Below are 23950 nucleotides of genomic sequence, written 5' to 3'. Positions count from 1 at the left end.
ACAACAAAGTGTTGCTCCAGTGATAGGCCGCCAGCCCCAGGAACCGACAAAACCCAGGCATTACGGGCCTTTGGCACTCGGCATGAACCATGCAATCACCCCCTCAAACCACGAGTGAACGGCCCTGCGTGCCCCATGAATCAAGACAACTGGAGTTAATCGACTATGGCTTCCCGCATTATCCTCAATGCGTTTGAAATGACCTGCGTGAGTCATCAGGCCGCGGGCACCTGGCGTCACCCGGACAGCCAGGCATGGAAATACAAGGATCTCGATTACTGGGTCGAGTTGGCCAAGCTGCTTGAGCGCGGCTATTTCGACTCGGTATTTATCGCCGACGTCGTCGGCGTCTATGACATCTATCGCGGCTCGGTGGAAACCTCCCTGCTCGACGCCGACCAGGTGCCGGTCAACGATCCGTTCTTTCAAGTGCCGGCCATGGCCACCGTCACCAAGCACTTGGGCTTTGGCGTGACCTCGGCGCTGACCTACGAACAGCCTTACGCCCTGGCGCGAAAGTTCTCGACCCTCGACCACCTGACCAAAGGCCGCGTGGCGTGGAACGTGGTGACCTCGTACCTCAACAGCGCGGCGGTCAACCTGGGCCTCAAGCAACAGATTTCCCACGACGAACGCTATGACATCGCCGATGAGTTTCTGGACGTGACCTACAAGCTGTGGGAAGGCTCCTGGGATGAAGACGCGGTGCTGCGTGACCGCGAGCGCGGGGTTTTTACCGACCCGAGCAAAGTCCATCCGATCGGCCACAAGGGCAAATACTACGATGTGCCGGGCATCCATCTGTCCGAGCCGTCGCCACAGCGCACCCCGGTGATTTTCCAGGCCGGCGCTTCCAGCCGTGGCCGCGCCTTTGCCGCCAAGCACGCCGAAGGGGTGTTCATCAGCCCGGCCACCGCCGAACAGGCGCGCGAGGTCTCCGATGACATCCGCAACCGCGCCGTGGCAGCCGGCCGCAGCCGTGACTCGGTCAAGGTGTTCACGCTGCTGACGGTGATCACCGGTGAAAGCGATGAAGCCGCGCAAGCCAAATACCGCGACTACCTGAGCTATGCCAACGGCGAAGGCATGTTGTCGTTTTACGGCGGCTGGACCGGCATCGATTTCTCCGAATACGACCCGGACCAACCCCTGGAAGCGATCGACAACGACAGCATCCGCTCGGTGCTGGAACTGCTCGCCACCGCCGACCCCGACCGCAAGTGGACGCCGCGCGACATCATCAAACACCGCAGCATCGGCGGCTTGGGCCCGGTGCTGGTGGGCGGCCCGAAAACGGTGGCCGACGAGATGGAGCGCTGGGTGGACGTCGGCGGTATCGACGGGTTCAACCTGGCCTATGCGATCACCCCGGGCACCTTCGAAGACCTCGTCGAGTTCATCGTTCCGGAGCTGCAACGCCGGGGCCGTGTACGCACCGCCTATGAGGGCGACACCCTGCGCGAAAACCTCCTCGACGGCACTTCGCCCTACGCCGCCGATGACCATCCGGCGGCGCGTTATCGCGGAGCATTCAAAACCGGCGCCAACGCCACCGACCACACCAAACCGTCCAGATTCTCCGACCTGACTTGACGCTTGACTGCGCTGAAGAGGAATTCATCCTATGTCCAGTTTCACCACGCTGAACACATTGTCTGTCGGCACCGATTACGAAGCGCTCGCCGCGCGTTTTCGGCCGATCTTTGCGCGGATTGCCGAAGGGGCGGTCGAGCGCGAACGCAGCCGCACGCTGCCGTTCGAACCGATCCAATGGCTCAAGCACGCCGGGTTCGGCGCCGTGCGCGTCCCGGTCGAATTCGGCGGGGCCGGCGCCTCGCTGCCGCAACTGTTCCAACTGTTGATTGAACTGGCGGCCGCCGACTCCAACGTGACACAAGCCCTGCGCGGGCATTTTGCGTTTGTCGAAGACCGCCTCAACGCTCAGGCATTCAGCGCCCAGAACGCCTGGTTCGAGCGGTTTGTGGCCGGGGAACTGGTCGGCAATGCCTGGACCGAAGTCGGCGACGTGAAGATCGGCCAGGTGATTACCCGCATCAGCCGCCAGGGCGAGCAATGGGTCGCCAACGGCACCAAGTTCTACAGCACCGGTAGCCTGTTCGCCGACTGGATCGACCTGTACGCCCAACGGGACGACACCGGCGCCGACGTGATCGCGGCGGTCCGCGTGCAGCAACCGGGTGTGCGGCAAAGCGACGATTGGGATGGCTTCGGGCAGCGCACCACCGGCAGCGGCACGTCAGTGTTTGAAAACGCAGTGGTCGAAGACGACCACCTGATCGACTTCTCCACGCGCTTTAAATACCAGACGGCGTTTTACCAACTGACCCTGCTGGCTGTCCTGGTCGGGTCGGGGCAGGCGGCCGTGCGAGAGGTGGCCCAACAGGTACGTGTTCGCGCCCGGGTGTTCAGCCATGGCAATGCGGCAGCGGTGCGTGACGATGCCCAGGTGCAGCAGGTGGTCGGCAAGGCCTCGGCGCAGGTCTACACCGCCGAAGCGGCCGCCCTGCGCGCCGCCGCGGCGTCGCAACGCGCCTACGTGGCGCACTTCGCCAAGGATGCGCAGGTCGAACGCGAGGCCAACATCGCTGCGGAGCTGGAGTCGGCCCAAGCGCAAGTGGTGATTGCCGAGCTGGTGCTTCGCGCCACCAGCGACCTGTTCAACGCCCTGGGCGCTTCCGCCGCACGCACGAGCCTGCAACTCGACCGCCACTGGCGCAATGCGCGCACCGCGGCCTCGCATAATCCATTGATCTATAAAGAGCGGATCATCGGTGATTGGGAAATCAACGGCACCGAACCGCCCTACGTGTGGCAGATCGGCAGTGGCGGCCCGCAAAACCAAGCGGCGAAATAGCGCCAGCACGTAAAACCGCGACCTGAAATGCCCCGGCCCGTCGGGGCATTTTTTTCCGAGCCGCCAAAAAGGCTGCGCCGCGTCCCTCGCGGCAGCGTGCATGCGCGCAAAAAAACAACCCATCTGTATTTTGACGCTCCCCGCAGCCCGCTGTTAGTGTCCAGCCTCCCCCTCGCACATGGAGTACACCACGGTGAAACTGGACATCTACCAAGTCGACGCCTTCAGCCAACACCCTTTCGGCGGCAACCCCGCTGCGGTGTGCCCGCTGACCGAGTGGCTGAGCGACGCGCAACTGCAAAACATCGCCGCCGAAAACAACCTGTCCGAAACCGCCTACTTCGTACCGCGTGACGATTTTTATGAGTTGCGCTGGTTCACCCCGACCGTCGAAGTCGACCTGTGCGGCCATGCCACGCTTGCAGCGGCGTGGGTGTTGATCAATGCGTTGGCGGATGCGCCTGACGTGCTGCGGTTTGCAACGCGCAGCGGCGAGCTCCGGGTAACCCGCGAGGGCGATGAACTGGCGATGGATTTCCCGGCGAAAGCGCCACAAGCATGCGAGCCGCCTGCCGGAATGTTGAGCGCGCTGGGGATTGAACGCGCCGAGGTGTTCGGCACCGATGACTACATCGTGTTGCTCGACGACGAAGCCCAGGTCGCCGCGCTCACCCCGGATTTCGCCCGGCTCAAGGGCCTGCCCAAACGCGGGATTGCGGTGACGGCCAAGAGTGCGCGGTTCGATTTCATTTCCCGTTGGTTCGGCCCGAATGTGGGGGTCAATGAAGACCCTGTCACCGGTTCGGCGCACACCTCGCTGGCGCCGTTCTGGGCCGAGCGCCTGGGCAAGACAAGCCTGAGCGCCGAACAGGGCGGCACGCGCAAGGGCCAGTTGCGCTGTGCCCTCAAGGGCGACCGGGTGATTATTTCCGGCAAGGCTGTGCTGTATATGCAGGGCTCGATCTACCTGTAAAACGCACTCCCCAAGAACGACAGATCATTCGCAAAATGAACGGAGTTCAACGCGTGTTTTCGATTGCCCGCCGTCACCTGACGGTCATTGCCGCAGCCCTGGCCCTGGTGGCCTGCCACTCCCCGGTCAACGAACCGCCAGCGGCACCGGAGTTGGGCTCGGGCTATCGCACCGACCTCAGCCCGCGCCATGCCGCGCAGCATATGGCGGCAGCGGCCAACCCGCTGGCGGCCGAAGCCGGGCGCGAGATGTTGCGCCAGGGCGGTTCGGCAATCGACGCGGCGATCGCCATGCAGGCGGTGTTGACGCTGGTGGAGCCGCAGTCGTCGGGGATTGGCGGCGGCGCGTTCATCATGCTGTGGGACGGGAACCGCGTGCAGGCGTATGACGGCCGGGAAACCGCACCGGCCGGGGCGACCGAGCGCTTGTTCCTCAAGCCCGACGGGCAGCCGATGGCGTTTAGCGCAGCGCAGATCGGCGGGCGTTCGGTGGGCACGCCGGGGGTGTTGCGAGCGCTGGAGCTGGCGCACAAAAAGACCGGGCATCTGCCCTGGGCCCGGTTGTTCGAGCCGGCGATCCGGCTGTCGGAACACGGCTTCGCCATTTCGCCGCGCTTGCACAGCCTGATTGCCGCTGACCGTTTTATCCCACAGTCGCCGGAGATGGCGGCCTACTTTCTGAACGCCGATGGCACGCCCAAAGCCACCGGCACCCTATTGAAAAACCCGGCGCTGGCCGCCGTGTTCAAGCGCATCGCCGAGGAAGGCCCGGACGCGCTGTACCACGGCCCGATCGCCGACGAGATTGCGCGCAAGGTGCAGGGCCACCGCAACGCGGGCAGCCTGTCCGAGGCCGACCTTGCAGGCTACGCGGCCAAGGAGCGTGCGCCGCTGTGTACCGATTACAAGCGCTGGAAAATCTGTGGCATGCCGCCGCCGTCGTCGGGCGGGATTGCCATCGCGCAGATCCTCGGCACGTTGCAGGCCCTGCAAGCCCGCGACCCACGCCTGGCCATCGCGCCCATGACGCCGCTCAAGAGCGCCTCCCCCGCCGGCCTTGAGCCCACGCCCGAGGCGGTTCACCTGATCGCCGAGGCCGGGCGCCTGGCCTTTGCCGACCGCGCTCTGTATGTGGCCGATGCCGACTTTGTGCCGGTGCCGGTCGCCGGCCTGGTCGCCCCCGACTACCTGGCCCAGCGCGCCGCCTTGATCGGCGAGCGCAGCCTGGGCATCGCGCAGCCGGGCCAACCGGCGGGCATTCAAGTGGCGTATGCCCCGGACCGCTCGCCGCTGCGCATCTCCACCTCACAAGTGGTGGCGGTGGATGACCAGGGTGGCGCCGTGTCGATGACCACCACGGTGGAGTCCGCATTTGGCTCGCACCTGATGGTCCAGGGCTTTGTGCTCAACAACCAGATGACCGACTTCTCGTTCATTCCCGAAGAAAACGGCCAGCCGGTGGCCAACCGCGTGCAACCCGGCAAACGCCCGCGCTCGGCCATGGCGCCGACCCTGGTGTTCGACCGCCACAGCGGTGAGTTGCTGGCCGCCCTGGGTTCGCCGGGCGGCTCGCAGATCATCGAATACGTGAGCAAATCCCTGGTGGCGATGCTCGACTGGCAACTCGACCCGCAAGCCGCGATCAGCCTGCCCAACTTCGGCAGCCGCAATGGCGCTACCGAACTGGAAACCGGCCTGTTCAGCCCGGCGTTGAAACAGGCGCTCAGGGACAAGGGCCATGCGCTGAGCGAGATCGAGATGACCAGTGGCGTCCAGGCCATCGTTCGCACGCGGGATGCGCAGGGCAAGGTGCTGCTGAGCGGCGGTGCCGACCCTCGGCGGGAGGGGGAGGCGTTGGGCGATTGATCGTTAATGCACGGAGAACAGCACAGTGCACAAGGCAAACAATCTCGGTTCCGTTCCTGGTGTCGACCACGGTTTTTGTTCGATCAATGACCCGCAGCGGCCGGAAGAGGTATTCATCTGCAAGCAGATACACAGTGCGTCGGTGATGGAATGGCAGGCAGATCGGGTGGCCAATACGGTCGAGGCCGATGGCGTGTTGACGCGCCATCACCACCCGATCGCGGTGATCACCGCCGACTGCCTGCCCATTCTGTTCGCCTCGAACAACGGTGACTGGGTGGCCGCTGTGCATGGTGGCTGGAAGGGCCTGCAACGCGGGATCATCGCCAGCGCCGTGCAGCGCTTTGCCGCTGAAGGAGTGGCTGTCGATCAATTGCAGGTGGCAATCGGGCCGTCGATCAAGCCCTGTTGTTATGAGGTGAGCGCGGCGTTTATTGCCGAGTTCCAGTCGGACCTAGGGCACCTGTGGCCACACCGCCAGGCGCCATGGAGCGCTGAGCAACCGGCACCGCTGCTGACGCCGGAAATTGCACCGCCCCAGGCGAGACAAGCGGGCAGCGCATGGTTTGACTTGAGCGGGTATGGGCTGATGCTGCTGCAAGCGGCGGGCATTCGGCGCGAGCAGATTGAAGTGAGTGAGGTGTGTACCTACTGCACATCACCGACGTTTGCCAGCTACCGCCGACGCACGCATCAACCGCAAGAGGCGAAGACGTTGTTGTATTCGTGGATTGCTCGTACAAGCTGATTAACAAAGGCCTACAGCCCTCTTTTGAATGTCCCCTCCCTGAGCATAGGTATCTACACAACTTTGTAGCAGCCAACGGTAACCACGATGCGAAGCGAGCCGCTCTTGATTTTGCTTTTGATCTCAGGCGCCCCGTTAAACCACGCTGGCCGGAATTCGATATTGATTTGGGGGGTAAACCGGCAGGGATGCCGGTTTAGCCGCCCCGCGCCATGGATGGCGCGTGGCGGCGGCCCCCCAAATCAATGTCGGATTACGGGCACACCGAGCCTAGGCGAGGTGCCGAGTGGTGGGGCGAAGGCCTTTTGCTTACTTTTGGGCCTTTCCAAAAGTGAGCCGCTGTAAGAGCGGAACCAATAGCCGCCGTTACCGCAGCAACGGATATGTACTCAGTCTGATCCAACATCTTGGTCGGCTGTCAGGCCGCCATCGGGGGCAAGTCGAATCGTCGCACCACCCCTCCCACATTTAGGTCGCGGGGCATCAGTTAGATAGTCGTCGGCTCCCAAGCCGTCACGGGAGCAAGCTCCCTCGCCACAGGTTCAGGACCACGCCAAAGTTGTGTGGATACCTATGCTCCCTGAGACAAAACGCAAAGTGCCATGTCATTTTTTGCGATAAAAACGCCCTTGAACAGCGGCTCCACTACTGCGATTTTCTGGCCCGCCCTTTCTTGCCAGAAGCTACGTCAGACGCCGGAACCGTTATTCCCGGCTCGGGTGGCTGCCGCAAAGTACGCTGGAGCCTGGAAGGCCGAGGTAAAAGTGGATCAGTGCGGATCATCTACACCACACAATTGTCGTGTGGAGCAGTAGTAGCCCTGCTGATTTACGGCAAGGGCGCTACCGAGCCTATTCCAGCGCATATCCTGTACAAAATCGCGAAGGACATGAACCATGCCACTCACTGAGAAACAGCTGAAGGAACGTGACGCCAAGCGCACTATCGGCGAAGAATTACTGGCAGCCATTCAGGATGTCAAAGCGGGGCTTTACGGCGCAGTCCACCAGGTTGAAATCACTCAAGCCGCGGACGCAAGAAGTAAGACTGGGTTGTCGCAAGCCAAATTTGCCGAGCTGTTGGGGGTGTCGATAAGAACCCTTCAAGAGTGGGAACAAGGGCGTCGTTCCCCCTCCGGCGCAGCACGTTCGCTGCTGCATATTGCGGCTATAAGACCGGACGTTTTCCGGGAAGTCCTCAGTAACGCCTGATGGCGTTACTGACGCGCCGGGCGATGACTATCGGCTGATCTTCAACCCCTTGCGCCCCGCATGCCGCTCCAACGCCAGTTCAATCAAGCGGCTGACCAACTCGCTGTAGCTCATCCCCGCTGCCTGCCACAGCTTGGGGTACATGCTGATCCGGGTAAAACCCGGCAACGAGTTGATTTCGTTGATCAGCACTTCGCCGTCCTCGGTGAGGAACACATCGACCCGCGCCAGCCCTGCGCACCCCAACACCTCGAACGCTTCGACGGCCAGGCGGCGAATCCGCTCGCTGGCTTGCACGCTGATATCGGCCGGCACTACCACTTGGGCCGCCTGGTCGTCGATGTACTTGCTGTCGTAGGAATAGAAGCCGCTGCTCACCACGATCTCGCCGCAACCGCTGGCGATGGGATGTTCGTTGCCCAGCACGGCGCATTCGATTTCGCGGCCGTGGACGGCGGACTCCACCAGCACTTTCTCGTCAAAGCCCAGGGCCAGTTCGACGGCGGCGTGGTATTCGGCCTCGTCGTTCACTTTGCTCACGCCCACCGAAGAGCCTTGGTTGGCGGGTTTGACGAACATCGGCAGGCCGAGCTTGCCCACCGCCATGTCGAACGACGTGCGCGCCGCGTTGTTGCGGTTGAGGGTGATAAACGGCGTGACGGCAATGCCGGCGTCGCGCAGCAGGCGTTTGCTGATGTCTTTGTCCATGCACACCGCCGAGCCGAGCACGTCGGAGCCGACGAAAGGCAGGTCGGCCATGCGCAGCAGGCCTTGCAGGCAACCGTCCTCGCCGAGGGTGCCGTGGACGATGGGGAAGATCACATCGATATGCGCGAGCAGGCCGCTGCCGGCGGTTTCCACCACTTGCTGGCTGGCCTTGCCCGGCACCACCGCCAGTTCGCGGTTGGACTGGTTGAGGGCGATCAGCGCCGGGTTTTCCTGGTTGATCAGGAAGTTCGAGGTGTCGTTAAGGTGCCAGTGACCGGCCTTGTCGATGCCGATCAGCACCGGCTCGAAGCGCGAGCGGTCGAGGGCATCGACAATATTGCGCGCCGATTGCAGCGAGACTTCGTGCTCGGCCGAACGGCCACCAAAAATAATCCCTACGCGCACCTTGCTCATGACCCAACCTCACTGTTGAAAGTAAGGCTTCTTACCATAAGCGGTCAGCGATTCGCTACCAGATGTGCACCGAACAGCATGTAGCAACTCCCGGCAAAACGGTCGAGCCATTTACGCGAGCGGCTGTAGAGGTCGGCCATACGCGCACTGGAAAACACCAGGGCCACGCTGGAATACCAACTGAACGACAAGGTGGCCATGATGATCACCGCCAGGGTCAACAGCATCGGCGATGGCGACGGCGGCATGGTGGACGCGAAGATGGTGGCGACGAACAGCGCGGCCTTGGGATTGGACAGATTGCCCAGCAACCCCAGGCGCCAGGCGGAAAACAACGAGCGCCGAGCCCCGTCCGGCAAGCGGCTCTGCCCCATCGCCGGCGCCGAGCGTTTGAACAGCTTCAACCCCAGGTAGATCAGGTAGCAGCCACCGATGATCTTGAACGCCAGGTACAGCATGGGGGCGGCGGTAAACAGCGACTTTATGCCCAGCCCACCGGCCAGCCCCCACAGGATCGTCCCAGTCGCGACACCCGCCGAGGCCACCACGCCATGGCGGCGCGAACAGCTGGCGGCCAGTTGCGCGGTGTTGAAGAAATTGGGCCCGGGCGTGACCACCGCCACCGTCCACAACAGGGCCAGCGAGATCAGGGGCGTCACGTAGGCGGGGTTGAGCAAATCCATGGCGGGCAACTCCATCAGCACAGGGCACGAACAGCGATCATAGGCCTCGCCTGCCCCCCTGCACAATCGTACAAGACCCCGACAGACAAGGGCCTCAGACTCGGTTAACGTGTTTCCACCTCTTCTTGTGACAAGTCACCATGGGTAAACCCACCCCCACCCTCGACTGGGTCCACCGCGCGCCGCATGCCAGTGGCCTGGACCGTATCGAGGCGTACTTCGCCGGCATCGCGTTCGACCTGCATCGCCATGACACCTATGCCATCGGTCGCACCTTGTTCGGCGTGCAGAGTTTTCATTATCGCGGCGGCATGACCCATGGCCTGCCCGGCACCACCATGGTGATTCATCCCGACGAGACCCATGACGGCCGCGCCGGCAGCGAGGAAGGCTTCAAGTACCGCATGATCTATGTGGAGCCGGCGCTGGTCCAACAGATCCTCGGCGGCAAGCCGTTGCCGTTTATCCCCGGCGGGGTGTCCACCGACCCGTGGCTGTTTCGCGCCAGCGAAGTGTTGCTGCAAAGCCTGGACTGCCCGATCGACCGGCTCCAGGAGCAGGACGCCCTGTTCGACCTGGCCCAAGCCTTGAACAACGCCTCGGGAGCGATCACCACCCGCAAGACCTTCGATTACGTCGCCGCCGAACGCGCCCGGGAATTTATCCACAGCGCCCTGGGCCGCAGCATCACCCTGGATGAAATGGCCGAACACGCCGGCCGCGACCGCTGGGCCTTGTCGCGGGATTTTCGTTTGTTGTTCGGCACCAGCCCTTACCGCTACCTGACCATGCGCCGGCTGGATCTGGTACGCAGCCTGCTGGCCCAGGGCAAAACGCTGGTGGACGCAGCGATGATCGCCGGCTTCACCGACCAGAGCCACATGACCCGGCAATTTCACAGCACCTACGGCATGCCGCCGGCGCGCTGGGTGAAGATGCTCGGGCGCTGAACGCGCTCAACCGGCGGGCGTCAGCTGCTGCCCGTCAATTGGCTGGCCGATCGTGAGGAAATGCCCGCCCGCCACATGGTGCAAGGTGCGCAGTTGATCAAAGCCTTCGAAGTGCCAGTGCCCTTCGCTGAACACGCGCTCGTCGGCATACGCCGCGACCACTTCGCCGAGGAACAGGTCGTAGGTCTGCTGGGTGTGCGGTTCGGGCAACAGGCGGCATTCCAACCAGGCGACGCAGCCTTCGAGCAAAGGCGCCTCAGTGTGTTCACCGTTGAAGGTGCGCAGGCCATAGGCGGCGAATTTGTCGAGTTCCGCGCCGCTGGTAGTGCCCACCGTCTGTACGAGATCGGCCTGGGCCGCGCAGGGCACCTGCAGCACGAAGGTGCCGGCGCGTTCCAGCAGTTGCCGGGTCCAGGTGGCCTTGTCCAGCACGACGGCGACTTTCGGCGGTTCGAAATCCAACGGCATGGCCCAGGCGGCAGCCATGATGTTGCGCTGACCGTCATGCGCGGCGCTGACCAGCACGGTCGGGCCGTGGTTGAGCAAGCGGTAGGCCTTGGACAGCGGAACGGGGCGGCAGTGGTCGGGGCTCATGGAGGATTGGCTCTTCAATCGTGAAAAAACCTACGATACCTCAAGCACAAGCCCTACGGGTCAGTTCGAGAGCTGGTTGGCGAACTGTCCGACTGCGCTGACGACCTTTTGTGCGCCGTCCTGGATGTCCACGATCACCGTGCCGGCTTCGGCGGCCAGGGCCAGGCCCTGCTCGGCTTGCTAGCGGCCGTCGCTCATCAGGCGCACCGCACCGGCAACGTGTTCGCCGCGCGCCAGCAGTTGCGACATCGAGTAAGCCAGTTCCTGCAGGAAGTTGGCATTCGCCCATTCCACCCGGCCTTCATCGGTGTGGCCGGCGTTTTCTGAAGAGCGCTTCAATGCCCGGCGTCACTCTTTTTTACAGCGGTCAGCTGCCATTGTTCCGGCAGATACCCATCACTTGATATTCCAGGGTATTGAGCTTGCCGCTGGTGTCTTCGTAGGTCATGCGCGAGGGCACGGGGCTGCATGAGCGGATCGGTGGTGTCACGTTGACCACCTTGGCGATGTCCAGGGTCATGCCATAGCGATAGGTCTGCACCACCGGGGCCGCTTTGCCCTCTCTGGCCGCGTACTCGGTCATGGCTTGTTCATTGCGCTCCATCATCAGCGCAAACGTGCGATCGCCGCCGCCTTCGGCCAATGCGCCGAAGGACAGGATGGCCGTCAATATACCCAGGCTGGTTTTATAAAAGTTCATTGTTCATTCCTCGACTGAAAGTTCAGTGTCGAGACTAACCAAACAACCCTGACGCGATGTTCACCAGAAGATTACGTATTTGTTAGGTGGCACTAAGGTTCCAGAATTGTAATGTTCACGCAACACAGCCGTTATCCACGGTTTGCAACTATCAGCCCGGGCCAAATCAATAAGAACGCCCGCCTCCATAAGAAGCTGATCACTGCCAATACCGAGGAGCGAAACATGCATATCCGTTATTACACCCTCCCCCTCTCACTCATCGCCGCCCTGCCGCTGGCAGCGCTGGCCGTGGAAGACCAGCCCGACGGTTTTATCGAAGGCAGCCGCCTGAACGTGCTGGCACGTAATTTTTACTTCAACCGCGATGATCGCAAAGGCCAATCCAGCCCGACCGGCAACGGCTATTCAGAAGCCTGGGCGCAGGGGCTGATCGGCAAGTTCGAGTCCGGCTTCACCCAGGGCACCGTGGGTTTTGGCCTGGATGCGTTTGCCATGATCGGCGTGAAACTCGATTCGGGCACCGGCCGCAGCGGCGGCAAGGGCTCGTTCGGCATGTTGCCGGCGGACCGCGACAACCGCCCCGAAGACAGCTACAGCAAGGTCGGCGGCGCCGCGAAACTGCGCGTGCTGGACACAGTGATCAAGGCCGGCGACGTGTTCCCGCTGACGCCGGTGGTGGCCTACGGCGACTCCCGTGTATTGCCAGAAAGTTTCCGTGGCGTCACCGTGCAAAACACCAGCCTCGCCGGCCTGAGCCTGCAGGGCGGACGCTTGAGCGGCATGAGCCAGCCCAATGAAAGCGGCATGAACAAAGGCTTCGCGACGTTTTATGCGGGCCCGGTCGACTCGCCCTGGATCGGCTATTTCGGCGGTGACTATCAACTCAACAAGCACCTCGGTTTCAGCCTGTACAGCAGCCGCCTGAAAGACGCCTGGGACCAATACTACGTCGGCAGCACCGCCAGTTACCCGCTCACCGAAGACGTTTCGCTGTTCGGCGACGTCAATTACTACAAGGCCGTGGACGAGGGCAAAAAGCGCCTGGGAACATTCGACAACAACATCTGGAGCGCCCGGCTCGGGGTGAAAGTCGGCGCCCACAGCGTTGCCGTGTCGCACCAGCGCAACAATGGCGACGACGACTTCGATTACCTGCGCCAGTCGGACTCGATCTTCCTCAACAACTCGATCCAGTACAGCGACTTCAACTCGCCCAAGGAACGCTCATGGATGGTGCGCTACGACCTGGACATGCAGGCCTTCGGCATTCCCGGCCTGACGTTCATGACCCGCTACGCCAAAGGCAGCGGGGCCGACTACAGCAACGCCAACGCGGTGTACATGCGCCGCGATGCCGCCGGTAATCCGCTCACCGATCAGCGCCGCTGGGAACGCAATATCGAAGCCAAGTACGTGGTGCAGGCCGGCACGCTGAAGGACTTATCCCTGCGCCTGCGCCAGGCGAGCGTGCGCTCAAGTGCATTTGAGTCGGACCTGGAAGAAGTAAGGGTCATTATCGAATATCCACTGGCGGTGCTCTAAGCAACGCTTACATTTACTTGCCGATGAAGTACATCTCTTCACAGGTTCAAATCTGTCAGAACTGTAATATCGGCCTCACCTTCGCGTTAAGTTGCAGTTTTTATACTGCGCATCGAGCACTATTCATCTCTGCGGCTTTTGTGTAGCTCCTTTGGAACGGAGATGAACTTTTTACGCCCCGCTTGGGGCGTTTTTTTGTTCACTCGCACAGCGGCGAATCGTCGCAGCTACCTGACGTGGCTTGACCCTATAGCGACTTCACGGCTCAGAGTTTTCCTACAGCCAAATTCAGCGCCTCTATGAGGCCATGCCCCCTCTCCGTTTCCTTTGAAGGTAAATCCCCATGCGTATCCTTGTGGTTGAGGACGAGCAGAAAACCGCCGATTACTTGCAGCAGGGCCTGACCGAAAGCGGCTATGTCGTCGATTGCGCCGCCAGTGGCGTCGACGGCCTGCACCTGGCCCGGCAACACACCTATGAACTGGTGATCCTCGACGTGAACCTGCCCAACACCGACGGTTGGGAAGTGCTGGAACACCTGCGCCGCGACGGCAACCAGCGGGTGATGATGCTGACCGCCCGCGGCCGGCTGGCCGACAAGATCAAGGGCCTGGACATGGGCGCCGATGATTACCTGGTCAAACCCTTCGAATTCCCCGAACTGCTGGCCCGCGTCCGCACGCTGTTGCGGCGCAGCGAGCACATTCCGTTGCCGGACGTGTTGCGCGTCGCCGACCTGGAGCTGGACCCGCGCCGCCACCGCGCCTACCGCGGCACACGACGCATCGACCTGACCACCAAGGAGTTCGCCCTGCTGCACGTATTGATGCGCCAGGCCGGCGAGGTGATGACCCGCACGCAAATCATCTCGCTGGTGTGGGACATGAACTTCGACTGCGACACCAACGTCGTCGAAGTCTCCATCAGCCGCCTGCGCGGCAAGGTCGACGACCAGAGCGAGGTCAAGCTGATCCACACCATTCGCGGCGTCGGTTACGTGCTGGAGGCGCGTCAATGAGGACCAGCAGCCTGTCGATGCGCCTGGGTCTGACGGTCAGCCTGATGGGCGCCGGACTGGTCGTGCTGCTGGCGACCCTGGCTTACCTGGCCTTGACCCACGAGCTGGACAAACTCGCGCGCAAGGGCCTGGAAAACAAGCTGGATCAGTTGGAACACAGCCTGAGCCAGAGCCTCGCCCCCCGCGACATCAGCAGCCGCCCCCACTCGCTGCTGGACCTGGTGATGGGCCACGACAATATCTACCTGACCATCATGAGCACCCAGGCCGATGCGCCGGTGCTCCTCAGCGTGGGCGCAAAACCCCAGCAGCCGTTGTTGCTCGACGTACCGGCCGGCAAGACCCTGGCCTACCTGAACTGGGTGGACGGGCATGGCAACCGCATCCTCAGCGCCTCGCGCATGGTGGCGCTGCGCAATGGCGAGAACGTGCGCGTGCTGCTCTCACTGGACCGCTCCGACGATGAAGCGTTGCTCAGTGCCTACCTGCGCTCCACGGTGATCGCCCTGCCGCTGCTGCTGATCCTGATCGGCATGGGCGCCTGGTGGCTGGTGCAGCGCGGGCTGGCGCCGTTGCAGCAGTTCAGCCGTGTGGCGGCGCAGGTCAGCACCCAGGACCTGACCCATCGCCTGGCGCTGGACAACCTGCCCAAGGAGCTGGGCGAGTTGGCCCAGGGCATCAACTTCATGCTGCACCGCCTGGACGACGGTGTGCGGCAACTGTCGCAGTTCTCCGATGACCTGGCCCACGAACTGCGCGCGCCGTTGACCAACCTGATGGGCAAGGCGCAGGTGACGTTGTCCCGCGAGCGGCCTTCGCAGGAATACCAAGCGGGCCTGGAATCCTGCGTCGAGGAAATGGAACGCCTGTCGCGCATCGTCTCCGACATGCTGTTTCTGGCCCAGGTCAGCCATCCGGCGGCGCGGGCCGGGTTTGCCCAGGTGTCGTTGGGTGACGAAGCGCAGCGGGTGATGGAGCTGTTTGCCTTGAGCGCCGAGGACAAGCAGGTGACCCTGAACCTGCGCGGCGACGCCTGGGTGATGGGCGATCGCCTGATGATCCAGCGGGCCATCTCCAACTTGCTGTCCAATGCCATCCGCCACACGCCAACCGCGTCTACCGTGTTGTTGCTGGTGGAAACCTACGGCCAGCGTGTATCGCTGTCGGTCGGCAACCCCGGGCGCGGCATCGAAGCGCACCACCTGCCGCACTTGTTCGAACGCTTCTACCGCGCCGACAGCAGCCGTACCCGCGCCGAGGGCGGCACCGGCCTGGGGCTGGCCATCGTGCAGTCGATCATGCACCTGCATCAGGGCCACGCCGATGTCAGCAGCCAGCCGGGGCGTTTTACGCGCTTCAGCCTGGTGTTTCCTCGTCCTTGCGATGCGCCCAGTGATACAACGCTGGCAGCACCAGCAAGGTCAGCAACGTAGAGGAAATGATCCCGCCGATCACCACCGTCGCCAGCGGCCGCTGCACCTCGGCGCCGGTGCCGGTGGCCAGGGCCATGGGGATAAACCCGAGGGAGGCCACCAGCGCCGTCATCAACACCGGGCGCAGCCGGGTCAGCGCGCCTTCGTTGATGGCCATCGACAGCGAGCGCCCTTCCTCGCGCAGGTTGCGGATAAACGCGATCATCACCAGGCCGTTGAGCACCGCCACGCCGGACAAGGCGATAAAGCCCACCCCGGCCGAGATCGACAGCGGAATATCGCGCAGCCACAGCGCCATGATCCCACCGGTCAAGGCGAACGGAATCCCGGTGAACACCAACAGCCCGTCCTTGAGGTTGTTGAACATCATGAACAACAGCCCGAACACCAGCAGCAGCGCCACCGGCACCACGATGCGCAGGCGGTCGGAGGCCTCCTTCAACTGTTCGAACTGCCCGCCCCAGGTGGTCCAGTAGCCAACCGGCACTTTGACCTGCGCGCCGATGGCGGCTTCGGCCTCTTGGACAAACGAGCCGATATCACGCCCCCGCACGTTGGCGCTGACAATCACCAGGCGCTTGCCGTTCTCGCGGCTGATCTGGTTCGGGCCCAGCACCAGGTCGAGGCTGGCGACCTGGGACAAGGCGATAAAGCCCAGTTGCCCGGAGGCGTTACCGGCCAGCGCCGGCACCGGGATCAGCAGCCGCGACAAGCCGTCGATATCGGTGCGCAATGCGTCGGACAAACGCACGACCATGTCGAAACGTCGGTCACCTTCGTACAACGTTCCGGCCTGGCGCCCACCGACTGCGACGGCAATCGTGTCCTGCACATCGCCGACGTTCAGGCCAAACCGCGCGGCCTTGTCGCGGTCGATATTGATGGTCAGTACCGGCAGGCCGGAGGTCTGTTCGACCTTCACTTCCGAGGCGCCGTTCAGGCCTTGCAAGGTCTCGGCGATTTCCCCGGCGGTGGCGTTGAGCACCGCCATGTCGTCGCCGAATACCTTCACCGCCACGTCGCTGCGCACCCCGGAAATCAGCTCGTTGAAGCGCAGTTGGATCGGTTGCGACAGTTCATACGCACTGCCCGGCACAATCGCACTGGCGCGCTGGATATCGGCGATCAGCGTTTCGCGGGACTTCTGCGGATCAGGCCACTGATCCTTGGGCTTGAGCATCACGTAGCTGTCGGAAATGTTCGGTGGCATCGGGTCGGAGGCAATCTCCGCGGTGCCGGTGCGGGCGAAGACCCGTTCGATTTCCGGCACCTGGGCCATCAAGGTTTTTTCCAACTGCTGTTGCATCTGCACCGACTGCGTCAGGCTGGTGCCGGGCACGCGCAGGGCTTGCTGGGCGAAGTCACCTTCGCTGAGGCTGGGGATGAATTCGCTGCCCATGCGGCTGGCCACCAGCCCCGAGGCGACGATGGTCAACAGCGCCAAACCGAACACCAGCGGGCGCCGCGCCATCACCCCATCGAGCACCGGCGCATAGACCCGGCGCGCACTGCGCATCACCAGGTTTTCTTCTTCCTTGACCTTGCCGGTGACAAACAGCGCAATCGCCGCCGGCACAAAGGTCACCGAGAGGATCATCGCGCCGAACAGGGCGATCACCACGGTGAAGGCCATGGGGTGGAACATTTTCCCAGCCACGCCGGTGAGGGCGAAGATCGGCAGGTACACCACCATGATGATCAGTTGCCCGAAGATCAGCGCGCGCCGCGCCTCCTTGGCCGCCGCGAACACTTCGTGCAGGCGCTCGCTGCGGGTCAACAGGCGGCCGTGTCGCTGTTGCGCATGGGCCAGGCGACGGATCGCGTTCTCGACGATCACCACCGCGCCGTCGACGATGATGCCGAAGTCCAGCGCGCCGAGGCTCATCAGGTTGGCGCTGACTTTGTTGGTGAACATGCCGGTAAAGGTGAACAGCATCGCCAGCGGGATCACCATCGCGGTGATCAGCGCCGCGCGGATGTTGCCGAGGAACAGGAACAACACCGCGACCACCAGCAACGCGCCTTCGAAGAGGTTTTTCTTCACGGTGGCGATGGCTTTTTCGACAAGGTTGGTGCGGTCGTAGACGGTCACGGCGACCACGCCCTCGGGCAGCGAGCGGTTGATCAGTTCGAGTCGCGCAGCCACGGCCTGGGACACGGTGCGGCTGTTTTCGCCGATCAACATGAACACCGTGCCCAGCACCACTTCACGGCCGTTTTCGGTGGCGGCGCCGGTACGCAGCTCACGGCCGATCTCGACCTGGGCCACATTGCGCACGCGGATCGGCGTGCCGTCCGAGGTGGTAATGACGATGTTGGCGATATCGTCGATCGACGCCACTTGCCCCGGTGCGCGGATCAGCAACTGCTCGCCGCTGCGCTCGATGTAGCCGGCACCGACGTTGGCGTTGTTGCGTTCCAGGGCGGTGACCAGATCGCTCAAGGTCAGGTTGTAGGCCGCCAGGCGCTTGGGGTCGGGGGCGATCTGGTATTCCTTGGCAAAACCACCGATGGTGTTGATCTCGGCCACGCCGGGCACGTTGCGCAGTTGCGGCTTGATGATCCAGTCCTGGATCACGCGCAGGTCGGTCGGCGTGTAGGGCGTGCCGTCGTCCTTGCGCGCGCCCTCTTCGGCTTCCACGGTCCATAGGAAAATTTCCCCAAGACCGGTGGAAATCGGCCCCATCGCCGTTTCGATACCGACGGGCAATTGTTCACGGGCGACTTGCAGGCGTTCATTGACCAATTGGCGGGCAAAGAACAGGTCGGTGCCGTCCTTGAAGATCACCGTGACCTGGGACAAACCGGAGCGCGACAGCGAACGGGTCTGCTGCAACCCCGGCAACCCGGCCATCGCGGTTTCGATGGGAAAGGTGATGCGCTGTTCGGTTTCCAGCGGCGAAAAACCGGGCGCCGCCGAGTTGATCTGCACCTGCACATTGGTGATGTCGGGCACCGCGTCGATGGGCAGTTTCTGATAGCTGGCGACGCCGACACCGGCCATCAACAGCACCGCCAACAGCACGATGATGCGCTGCTCGATGGCGAATTGGATAAGGCGCTCAAACATGGGAAATCACTCGCAGGATCAATGGGCGTGTTCGGCCGAGCCTTTGCCCAGTTCGGACTTGAGGATGAAGCTGCCAACCGTGGCCACCTGTGCCCCGGCGTCGAGGCCCCGGCGCACTTCGACGTAGCCGTTTTCGCTAACGCCCAGTTCCAGATGGCGGGTGACGAACCCGTCCGCCGTGCGAACGAACACCGAGGGCTTGTCCTCGACGGTCTGGATCGCGGCCTCGGGCACGGTGACCTTGGCCTGGTAGGTGTCGGTGGCGATCTGTACGGCGACGAACAACCCCGGGCGCCAGGCGTCATCGGGGTTGGGCACGGTCACGCGCACGGTGGCGGTGCGCGTCTGCTCGCCCAGCAAGTTGCCCACATAGGCCACGGTACCGAGTACTTCGGTGCCCATTTCGGTGGAGCTGACTTTCACCGGCTTGCCGACGCGGACCTTGTTCAAGTCCTTGGGAAAGACGCCGAACGTGACCCACACCTGCGACAGGTCCGACAAGGTGAAGGCGTTGCTGGTCTCGCTGACCACCTCGCCGACGCCCAGGTGTTTCTCCACCACCACGCCGGCGAACGGTGCGCGCAATTCATAGCGATTACCGCCGGCCGGCACGGCGCTGCCGCTGAGGGCGGTCATCTTCTGGCGGGCGTTGTTCAGGGCGATTTCGGCTTCCTGCAAGGCCTGGCGCGCCAGCAGGTAATCCTGCTCGGCGGAGATCTTGTCCTGCCACAGTTGGCGCTCGCGCTGGAAGGTGGTGCGCGCCAGTTCGAGGCGACGCTGGCTGGCGGCCAGCTCGCTGCGCTGATCGGAAATCTGCTGGCTGGCGATCACCGCCAGCAACTCGCCTTGCTTGACCGTCTGGCCGAGGTTGACCTTCACTGCCTCCACCACCCCCGCCGCACGCGGCACGATGTGCGACGTGCGGTCTTCATCGAAGCGCACTTCACCCGGCAACGACAGCACCGTGCTGATCGGCCGCGGCTGGGCCTGGGCCAGTTGAATACCGGCGGCCTCGATCTGCTGCTCGGTGAGTTCGAGTGTGCCTTCTTCTTCCTCGGCGTTTGCCAGGCCGGACAGCATCAGGCCCAGGACAAGGGCTAGCGCCACGCCATGTTTAGTCTGCATAGAGGACTCCAAAAAAAATCAGAAACGGGCGAGGTCGCCGTAGATCCGTTCGATGCGTACCCAGGCGTCGGTGGCCTGGGCGGTCGCCGTGAGGTATTGGGTGCGGGCCGCGATCAAGGTGCGCTGGGCGTCGAGGACGTCGAGGAAGTTGAACTTGCCCATTTCGAAGCCACGGGTGGCGCTGTCCACCGCGCTCTGGGCGGCGGGCAGGATCTGCTGGTTGAACGCGCGCACTTCGGTGTTCGCGGTTTGCCACAGGTCCAGGGCCTGGCGGGTTTCGGTGCGCAGGCGCAGTTCGGCGGCGTTGCGCAGGTCACGGGCCTGGTCGGCGCGGCGGGTGGCCGCGAGCACGTTGCCCTGGTTGCGGTTGAACAGCGGGATCGGCATCGACACGCCCACCAGATTCACGCGCTCGCGCACGCTGGCGTCGTACTGGCTGCCAATCGACACATCGAGGTCGGGGATGCGCTGGGCTTTTTCCAGGCCCACGCTGGCTTCGTTCTGCAGGATTTGCAGTTCGGCCAGGCGCAGCTCGGCGGTCTGTTCAAGACGCGCCAGCAGTTGCGCGGCGGGCGGCAACGTCGCCGGGCCGCTGCTTGGCGTGGCGACGGCGGCGAAGTCGGGCGCGGCGCTGCCGGTGCTGGCAGCCAGGCGGCGATAGGCATCGCTGACACCCATCTGGGCGCGGTTGAGTTCCAGGCGGATTTCCGACAACTGCACCTGGGCGCGGGTGGCTTCCACTGGCGACGATTTACCGGCGTTGACGCGGCCGTTGGCGATCACCAGGCCGCGCTCGGCCAACGCCAGGGAGCGTTGCGCCAGGTCGAGGCGCTCCTGGGCGCGAAGGGCGCCGTAATAACTGTCGATCACCTCGGCGCGCAAGCCGTTGCGGCGCTGTTCGAGGGTCAGCGCCGCGACGTCCTGGCCACGCGTGGCCAGCTCGATGCGCGCGCCGCGCTTGCCGCCCAGTTCCAGGGTCTGGCTTAACTTGAGCGTGGTGGTGCGGGTGTCGCGGCGGGTGTCTTCGGCATCCCACGAGGCCACCGGGTTGGGGATCAGCCCCGCCTGCTGGCGGCCACCGCTGGCGATGTCGATCTCCCATTGCGCGGCGGCCAGGTCGGGGTTGTTGGCGAAGGCGGTTTGCAGGGCGGCGTCGAGGGTCAGGGTTTGGGCGCCGACCCCTTGCGCCGTCGCCAGCAACACGATGATCGAGCACAGTAGAGTTCTTGCACGAGTTGGCATAACGAGAGTTCCAGGCCCATGAAATGGCGGATAAATCCAAGCCGGAGCACTGTAACTTTCGGTACTTATCAGGGCGGTGGGGCGAACATTACAAATCCGTTAGCAAGGCTCAAGCATGGGAGTCTTCGGGCCCGTCACGATGAAAACCCTCGCCCTCGACCTGCAGCGTGACGTGGGAAATATCGAATTGCTCATGCAGCAATTGCGTCACTTGAGCGAGGACCTGCTGTTCGGTGCCCGGCATCGCATCCGCCACCAGATGGCTGCTCAGCACGTTCTTGCCACTGGTGAGCGCCCAGATATGCAGGTCGTGTACGTCCTTCACGCCGGGCACGCCACGCATGGCCTGCTCCACGCTGTCGATATCGACGCCGTCGGGCACGCCTTGCAGCAGCACATTCATGCTGTCCTTGAGCAGCACCCAGGTGCGCGGCAACACCCAGAAACCAATCGCCGCCGCCACCACGGAGTCGACCCAAGCCCAGCCGGTCAACATGATCACGACGGCCGCGATGATCACGCCGATAGAGCCGAGCATGTCGCTCCAGACCTCCAGGTACGCGCCTTTGACATTCAGGCTTTCGCCGCTGCCGGCGCTGAGCAGGCGCATGGAGATCAGGTTGACGAGCAGCCCCAGCACGGCGATCACCAGCATGCCGGTCGACTGGATTTCGGCGGGTGCCTGCAGGCGTTGATAGGCCTCATAAAGGATGTAGAACGCCACCGCAAACAGCAGCAAGGCATTGAACGCCGCCGCCAGGATTTCAAAGCGGGCATAGCCGAACGTGCGCTTGCGGTCGGCGGGACGCTTGGCGATCTGGATCGCCACCAGGGAAATCGCCATGGCCAGGGCGTCGGTCATCATGTGCGCGGCGTCGGACAACAGCGCCAGGCTGCCGGTGATAAAGGCACCGATCACCTCGGCAATCATGAAACTGCTGGTCAGCCCGAGGGCCATCCACAACTGCCGTTCGTGGCCGGCGCGTACCTGGGCGTGGTTGTGTCCTGCGCTCATGAAACATCCTCGTGGGGTGTGGTTGGATGAATCATAGAGCTATCGGCTAAATACGCTGGCACGGGTTACAAAATTGTCATCCGCACGCCAGCAGGCGGTTACCTTTGATGACACCAAAACCTCTTTGCCCCAATGGGTCAGCGGTGCAAAACGAAACGTGCGTCCAGCTTACCGAGCAACTCAAACGTATTCATATAAGAGACGCCGACCAGTGAGCACACATTGGGAATGGTGTATTTACGCTTGATATCGGGGTTATACACTTCATGGGTTACAACCACCGCTCCCGTCGTCATCGCCTTGGCAATCAGCCACGGGTCTGCCCCTTCAAGAAACTCCTCAAGCGCGCCAACCTTCATCAGCGGCGCCTGCTCGGCAATTTTGGCGACGATATACCCAAATGCCACTTGAGTCCGTTCATCGCTGGCGTCTTCAAAGAGCTGGGCGTTGCTCTTGACCCAATGGGTCAGATCGTCATTGCCTTTAGCCAGCTCGTCCCTTACCGGTACGATACTGGCAATCTCCAAAGCCTGGTGTTGTTGAAGTATCCATGCCCAATAGCCCGGACAAATCGTCATCCCGTAATAGCGATTTTTGGCCTCGATCAGCGTATTCGAATCCAATAGATGCTTCATGCCGAGAGCTTCATTCCATACGTCTTCAACTTGGCAGGCTGCACACCCAGCAGTTTTCCCGCGTCGCGTAGCAAAATCTGACCGCTCTGGGCTTGCGCCAGAACAGCCTTGCTCAACCGGGTACTGTTCCTGGTCGCGGCGGTACGGTAGTAGTCCCCTCCACCGCCGTCCTTATCTCGATATGCCTGCAAGATCCGTCGGTAGTAGGCGCCGTATTGATCGCCGCTGATGTAACCAAGGTCACGCGCACGGCGGGCAATGACGAGTGTGCTGACATGAAAGCGCCCCGCCAAAGGCGCCAGGTTGTCTTCCCAGTAAAGATCGCTGTCCCAGTACGCGCTGAAGGCGATTCCCGGCGCAAGAAACTCGCCCGCCACCGCATTGCAGAAGGCTTCCTCTTGACCAGGCCCCTGACTGCCCCCATCGGATACGCCCGTACTGCCGATCCAGAGATGGGCAAGCTCATGCACCAGGGTAAAAAGCCGTGCCGAGGGTGCATCCGCACTGTTGATAAACACAACGGGGGCCATCACGTTGCTGATCGCAAATCCTCGAAACTCGCTGACATCAAGTTTCCTGCGGGTATTGCCCAAGGCAACACCGCTGCGCATAACGAGAATGCCGGCGTCTTCCGCGCCACTCACCAATGCCCGCATATAGTCTTCATAACTCATACGGGCCGGGGCATCGGTTACGCCCAGGACACGACGGACATCGGCAACGACGTCCTTGATCGGCGAGCGACTGTTGAAGCTCCCGACAAAGGAAAGCGGCGCTCGTTCGTGATCCTGCAAATACTCCAGGTACCAGGCCTGTTTGCGTAGCACATCCCTGACGGTGTCCATCAAATCCAGGCTGGGTTTATCGGGTAATTCGCCGCCTACCGTGCGCAGGTCCGGAAGTGGCAGATGCTCCTGTGGAGGCGCCTGGAGAAAGAGAAAACCAAAAGGAACATGCGCGATGGCAGCCCACTTTTGCGCCTGGTTAAAGGTGGGAAGGCTCCGGCCGCTCTCCCACTCCATGACCCTTTGCGTCTTGACCGTAAGCCCCTTGGCGACCTGAGCCTCAGACAGCCCCGCCCGCTGGCGAGACCAGGACAGAATGGCGGGGTTGATAAGGGCCGTCTGGGTCATGAAGGGCTATGTG

20 protein-coding genes and 1 pseudogene are annotated in these 23950 nt (G+C 62.7%); 10 read left to right on the top strand and 11 right to left on the bottom strand.

Going from position 1 to position 23950, the window contains the following annotated elements; genetic code table 11:
• The first annotated feature begins 165 nt into the window (after positions 1-165).
• The 6 genes from NR164_RS18365 (at position 166) to NR164_RS18340 (ending at position 7672) form a co-directional block, all read left to right on the top strand.
• Positions 166-1593, top strand: a complete 1428-nt coding sequence (locus NR164_RS18365; RefSeq protein ID WP_126588926.1) for an LLM class flavin-dependent oxidoreductase — start codon at positions 166-168, stop codon at positions 1591-1593.
• 31 nt (positions 1594-1624) lie between these two features.
• Positions 1625-2875 (top strand): acyl-CoA dehydrogenase family protein, encoded by a 1251-nt coding sequence (locus tag NR164_RS18360; RefSeq protein ID WP_046384805.1) that lies wholly within the window; start codon positions 1625-1627, stop codon positions 2873-2875.
• A gap of 193 nt (positions 2876-3068) precedes the next feature.
• Positions 3069-3848, top strand: coding sequence for a PhzF family phenazine biosynthesis protein (locus tag NR164_RS18355; RefSeq protein WP_017844482.1), 780 nt, complete (start codon positions 3069-3071; stop codon positions 3846-3848).
• A gap of 35 nt (positions 3849-3883) precedes the next feature.
• Positions 3884-5713: a gamma-glutamyltransferase gene (ggt, locus tag NR164_RS18350; protein WP_128191650.1), complete on the top strand. Its 1830-nt coding sequence runs from the start codon at positions 3884-3886 to the stop codon at positions 5711-5713.
• A gap of 25 nt (positions 5714-5738) precedes the next feature.
• Positions 5739-6461, top strand: coding sequence for a peptidoglycan editing factor PgeF (gene pgeF, locus NR164_RS18345; RefSeq protein WP_256823068.1), 723 nt, complete (start codon positions 5739-5741; stop codon positions 6459-6461).
• Between the two features lie 896 nt (positions 6462-7357).
• Complete coding sequence (locus NR164_RS18340) at positions 7358-7672, top strand: DNA-binding transcriptional regulator (protein WP_046487461.1); 315 nt, start codon at positions 7358-7360, stop codon at positions 7670-7672.
• A 27-nt stretch (positions 7673-7699) separates the two neighbouring features.
• On the opposite strand, the gene ddlA is transcribed toward NR164_RS18340, so the two are convergent.
• Entirely contained in the window at positions 7700-8794 is a 1095-nt protein-coding gene (gene ddlA, locus NR164_RS18335; protein ID WP_017844486.1) for a D-alanine--D-alanine ligase, read from the bottom strand.
• Positions 8795-8838: 44 nt separating this feature from the next.
• Entirely contained in the window at positions 8839-9477 is a 639-nt protein-coding gene (locus NR164_RS18330) for a LysE family transporter (protein ID WP_079442770.1), read from the bottom strand.
• A 140-nt stretch (positions 9478-9617) separates the two neighbouring features.
• Here NR164_RS18330 and NR164_RS18325 point away from each other — a divergent pair, with 140 nt between their 5' ends.
• On the top strand, positions 9618-10427 hold the full coding sequence (locus NR164_RS18325; protein WP_017844488.1) for an AraC family transcriptional regulator: 810 nt from the start codon (positions 9618-9620) through the stop codon (positions 10425-10427).
• A 6-nt stretch (positions 10428-10433) separates the two neighbouring features.
• On the opposite strand, the gene NR164_RS18320 is transcribed toward NR164_RS18325, so the two are convergent.
• From NR164_RS18320 to NR164_RS18305, 3 genes and pseudogenes are all read right to left on the bottom strand, one after another.
• Positions 10434-11021 (bottom strand): flavin reductase family protein, encoded by a 588-nt coding sequence (locus tag NR164_RS18320; RefSeq protein ID WP_046384811.1) that lies wholly within the window; start codon positions 11019-11021, stop codon positions 10434-10436.
• A gap of 60 nt (positions 11022-11081) precedes the next feature.
• Positions 11082-11237, bottom strand: a pseudogene (locus tag NR164_RS18315) (chemotaxis protein); the annotation flags it as partial.
• A 151-nt stretch (positions 11238-11388) separates the two neighbouring features.
• Positions 11389-11721 (bottom strand): DUF2790 domain-containing protein, encoded by a 333-nt coding sequence (locus NR164_RS18305; RefSeq protein ID WP_046384813.1) that lies wholly within the window; start codon positions 11719-11721, stop codon positions 11389-11391.
• 225 nt (positions 11722-11946) lie between these two features.
• Between NR164_RS18305 and NR164_RS18300 the strand changes: the two genes are divergently transcribed.
• The 3 genes from NR164_RS18300 (at position 11947) to NR164_RS18290 (ending at position 15717) form a co-directional block, all read left to right on the top strand.
• Positions 11947-13266 (top strand): OprD family porin, encoded by a 1320-nt coding sequence (locus tag NR164_RS18300; RefSeq protein WP_256823067.1) that lies wholly within the window; start codon positions 11947-11949, stop codon positions 13264-13266.
• Positions 13267-13609: 343 nt separating this feature from the next.
• Positions 13610-14284 (top strand): heavy metal response regulator transcription factor, encoded by a 675-nt coding sequence (locus NR164_RS18295; protein ID WP_046384814.1) that lies wholly within the window; start codon positions 13610-13612, stop codon positions 14282-14284.
• Entirely contained in the window at positions 14281-15717 is a 1437-nt protein-coding gene (locus tag NR164_RS18290; RefSeq protein WP_256823066.1) for a heavy metal sensor histidine kinase, read from the top strand. The genes NR164_RS18295 and NR164_RS18290 overlap by 4 nt, the downstream gene beginning before the upstream one ends.
• Here NR164_RS18290 and NR164_RS18285 read toward each other — a convergent pair.
• The 6 genes from NR164_RS18285 to NR164_RS18260 all read right to left on the bottom strand — a co-directional run bounded on the left by NR164_RS18285 (position 15641) and on the right by NR164_RS18260 (position 23937).
• Complete coding sequence (locus NR164_RS18285; protein WP_256823065.1) at positions 15641-18787, bottom strand: CusA/CzcA family heavy metal efflux RND transporter; 3147 nt, start codon at positions 18785-18787, stop codon at positions 15641-15643. The genes NR164_RS18290 and NR164_RS18285 overlap by 77 nt on opposite strands.
• 18 nt (positions 18788-18805) lie before the next feature.
• Positions 18806-19912 carry an efflux RND transporter periplasmic adaptor subunit gene (locus NR164_RS18280; RefSeq protein WP_057005637.1) on the bottom strand — a complete coding sequence of 369 codons (1107 nt, stop codon included), beginning with the start codon at positions 19910-19912 and terminating at the stop codon, positions 18806-18808.
• Between the two features lie 18 nt (positions 19913-19930).
• Positions 19931-21154, bottom strand: a complete 1224-nt coding sequence (locus tag NR164_RS18275) for a TolC family protein (RefSeq protein ID WP_057005636.1) — start codon at positions 21152-21154, stop codon at positions 19931-19933.
• Between the two features lie 109 nt (positions 21155-21263).
• Complete coding sequence (locus NR164_RS18270; protein WP_079442766.1) at positions 21264-22169, bottom strand: cation diffusion facilitator family transporter; 906 nt, start codon at positions 22167-22169, stop codon at positions 21264-21266.
• A gap of 137 nt (positions 22170-22306) precedes the next feature.
• Positions 22307-22804, bottom strand: a complete 498-nt coding sequence (locus tag NR164_RS18265) for a DUF4411 family protein (RefSeq protein ID WP_256823064.1) — start codon at positions 22802-22804, stop codon at positions 22307-22309.
• Positions 22801-23937, bottom strand: coding sequence for an XRE family transcriptional regulator (locus NR164_RS18260; protein ID WP_177031399.1), 1137 nt, complete (start codon positions 23935-23937; stop codon positions 22801-22803). The genes NR164_RS18265 and NR164_RS18260 overlap by 4 nt, the downstream gene beginning before the upstream one ends.
• Positions 23938-23950: the final 13 nt, after the last annotated feature.

The sequence above is a fragment of the Pseudomonas sp. Pse79 genome, assembly GCF_024519615.1.
Classification (GTDB): domain Bacteria; phylum Pseudomonadota; class Gammaproteobacteria; order Pseudomonadales; family Pseudomonadaceae; genus Aquipseudomonas; species Aquipseudomonas veronii.
Note: the sequence above shows the minus strand (reverse complement) of the source record. Positions and strands in the feature narration are given on the sequence as shown.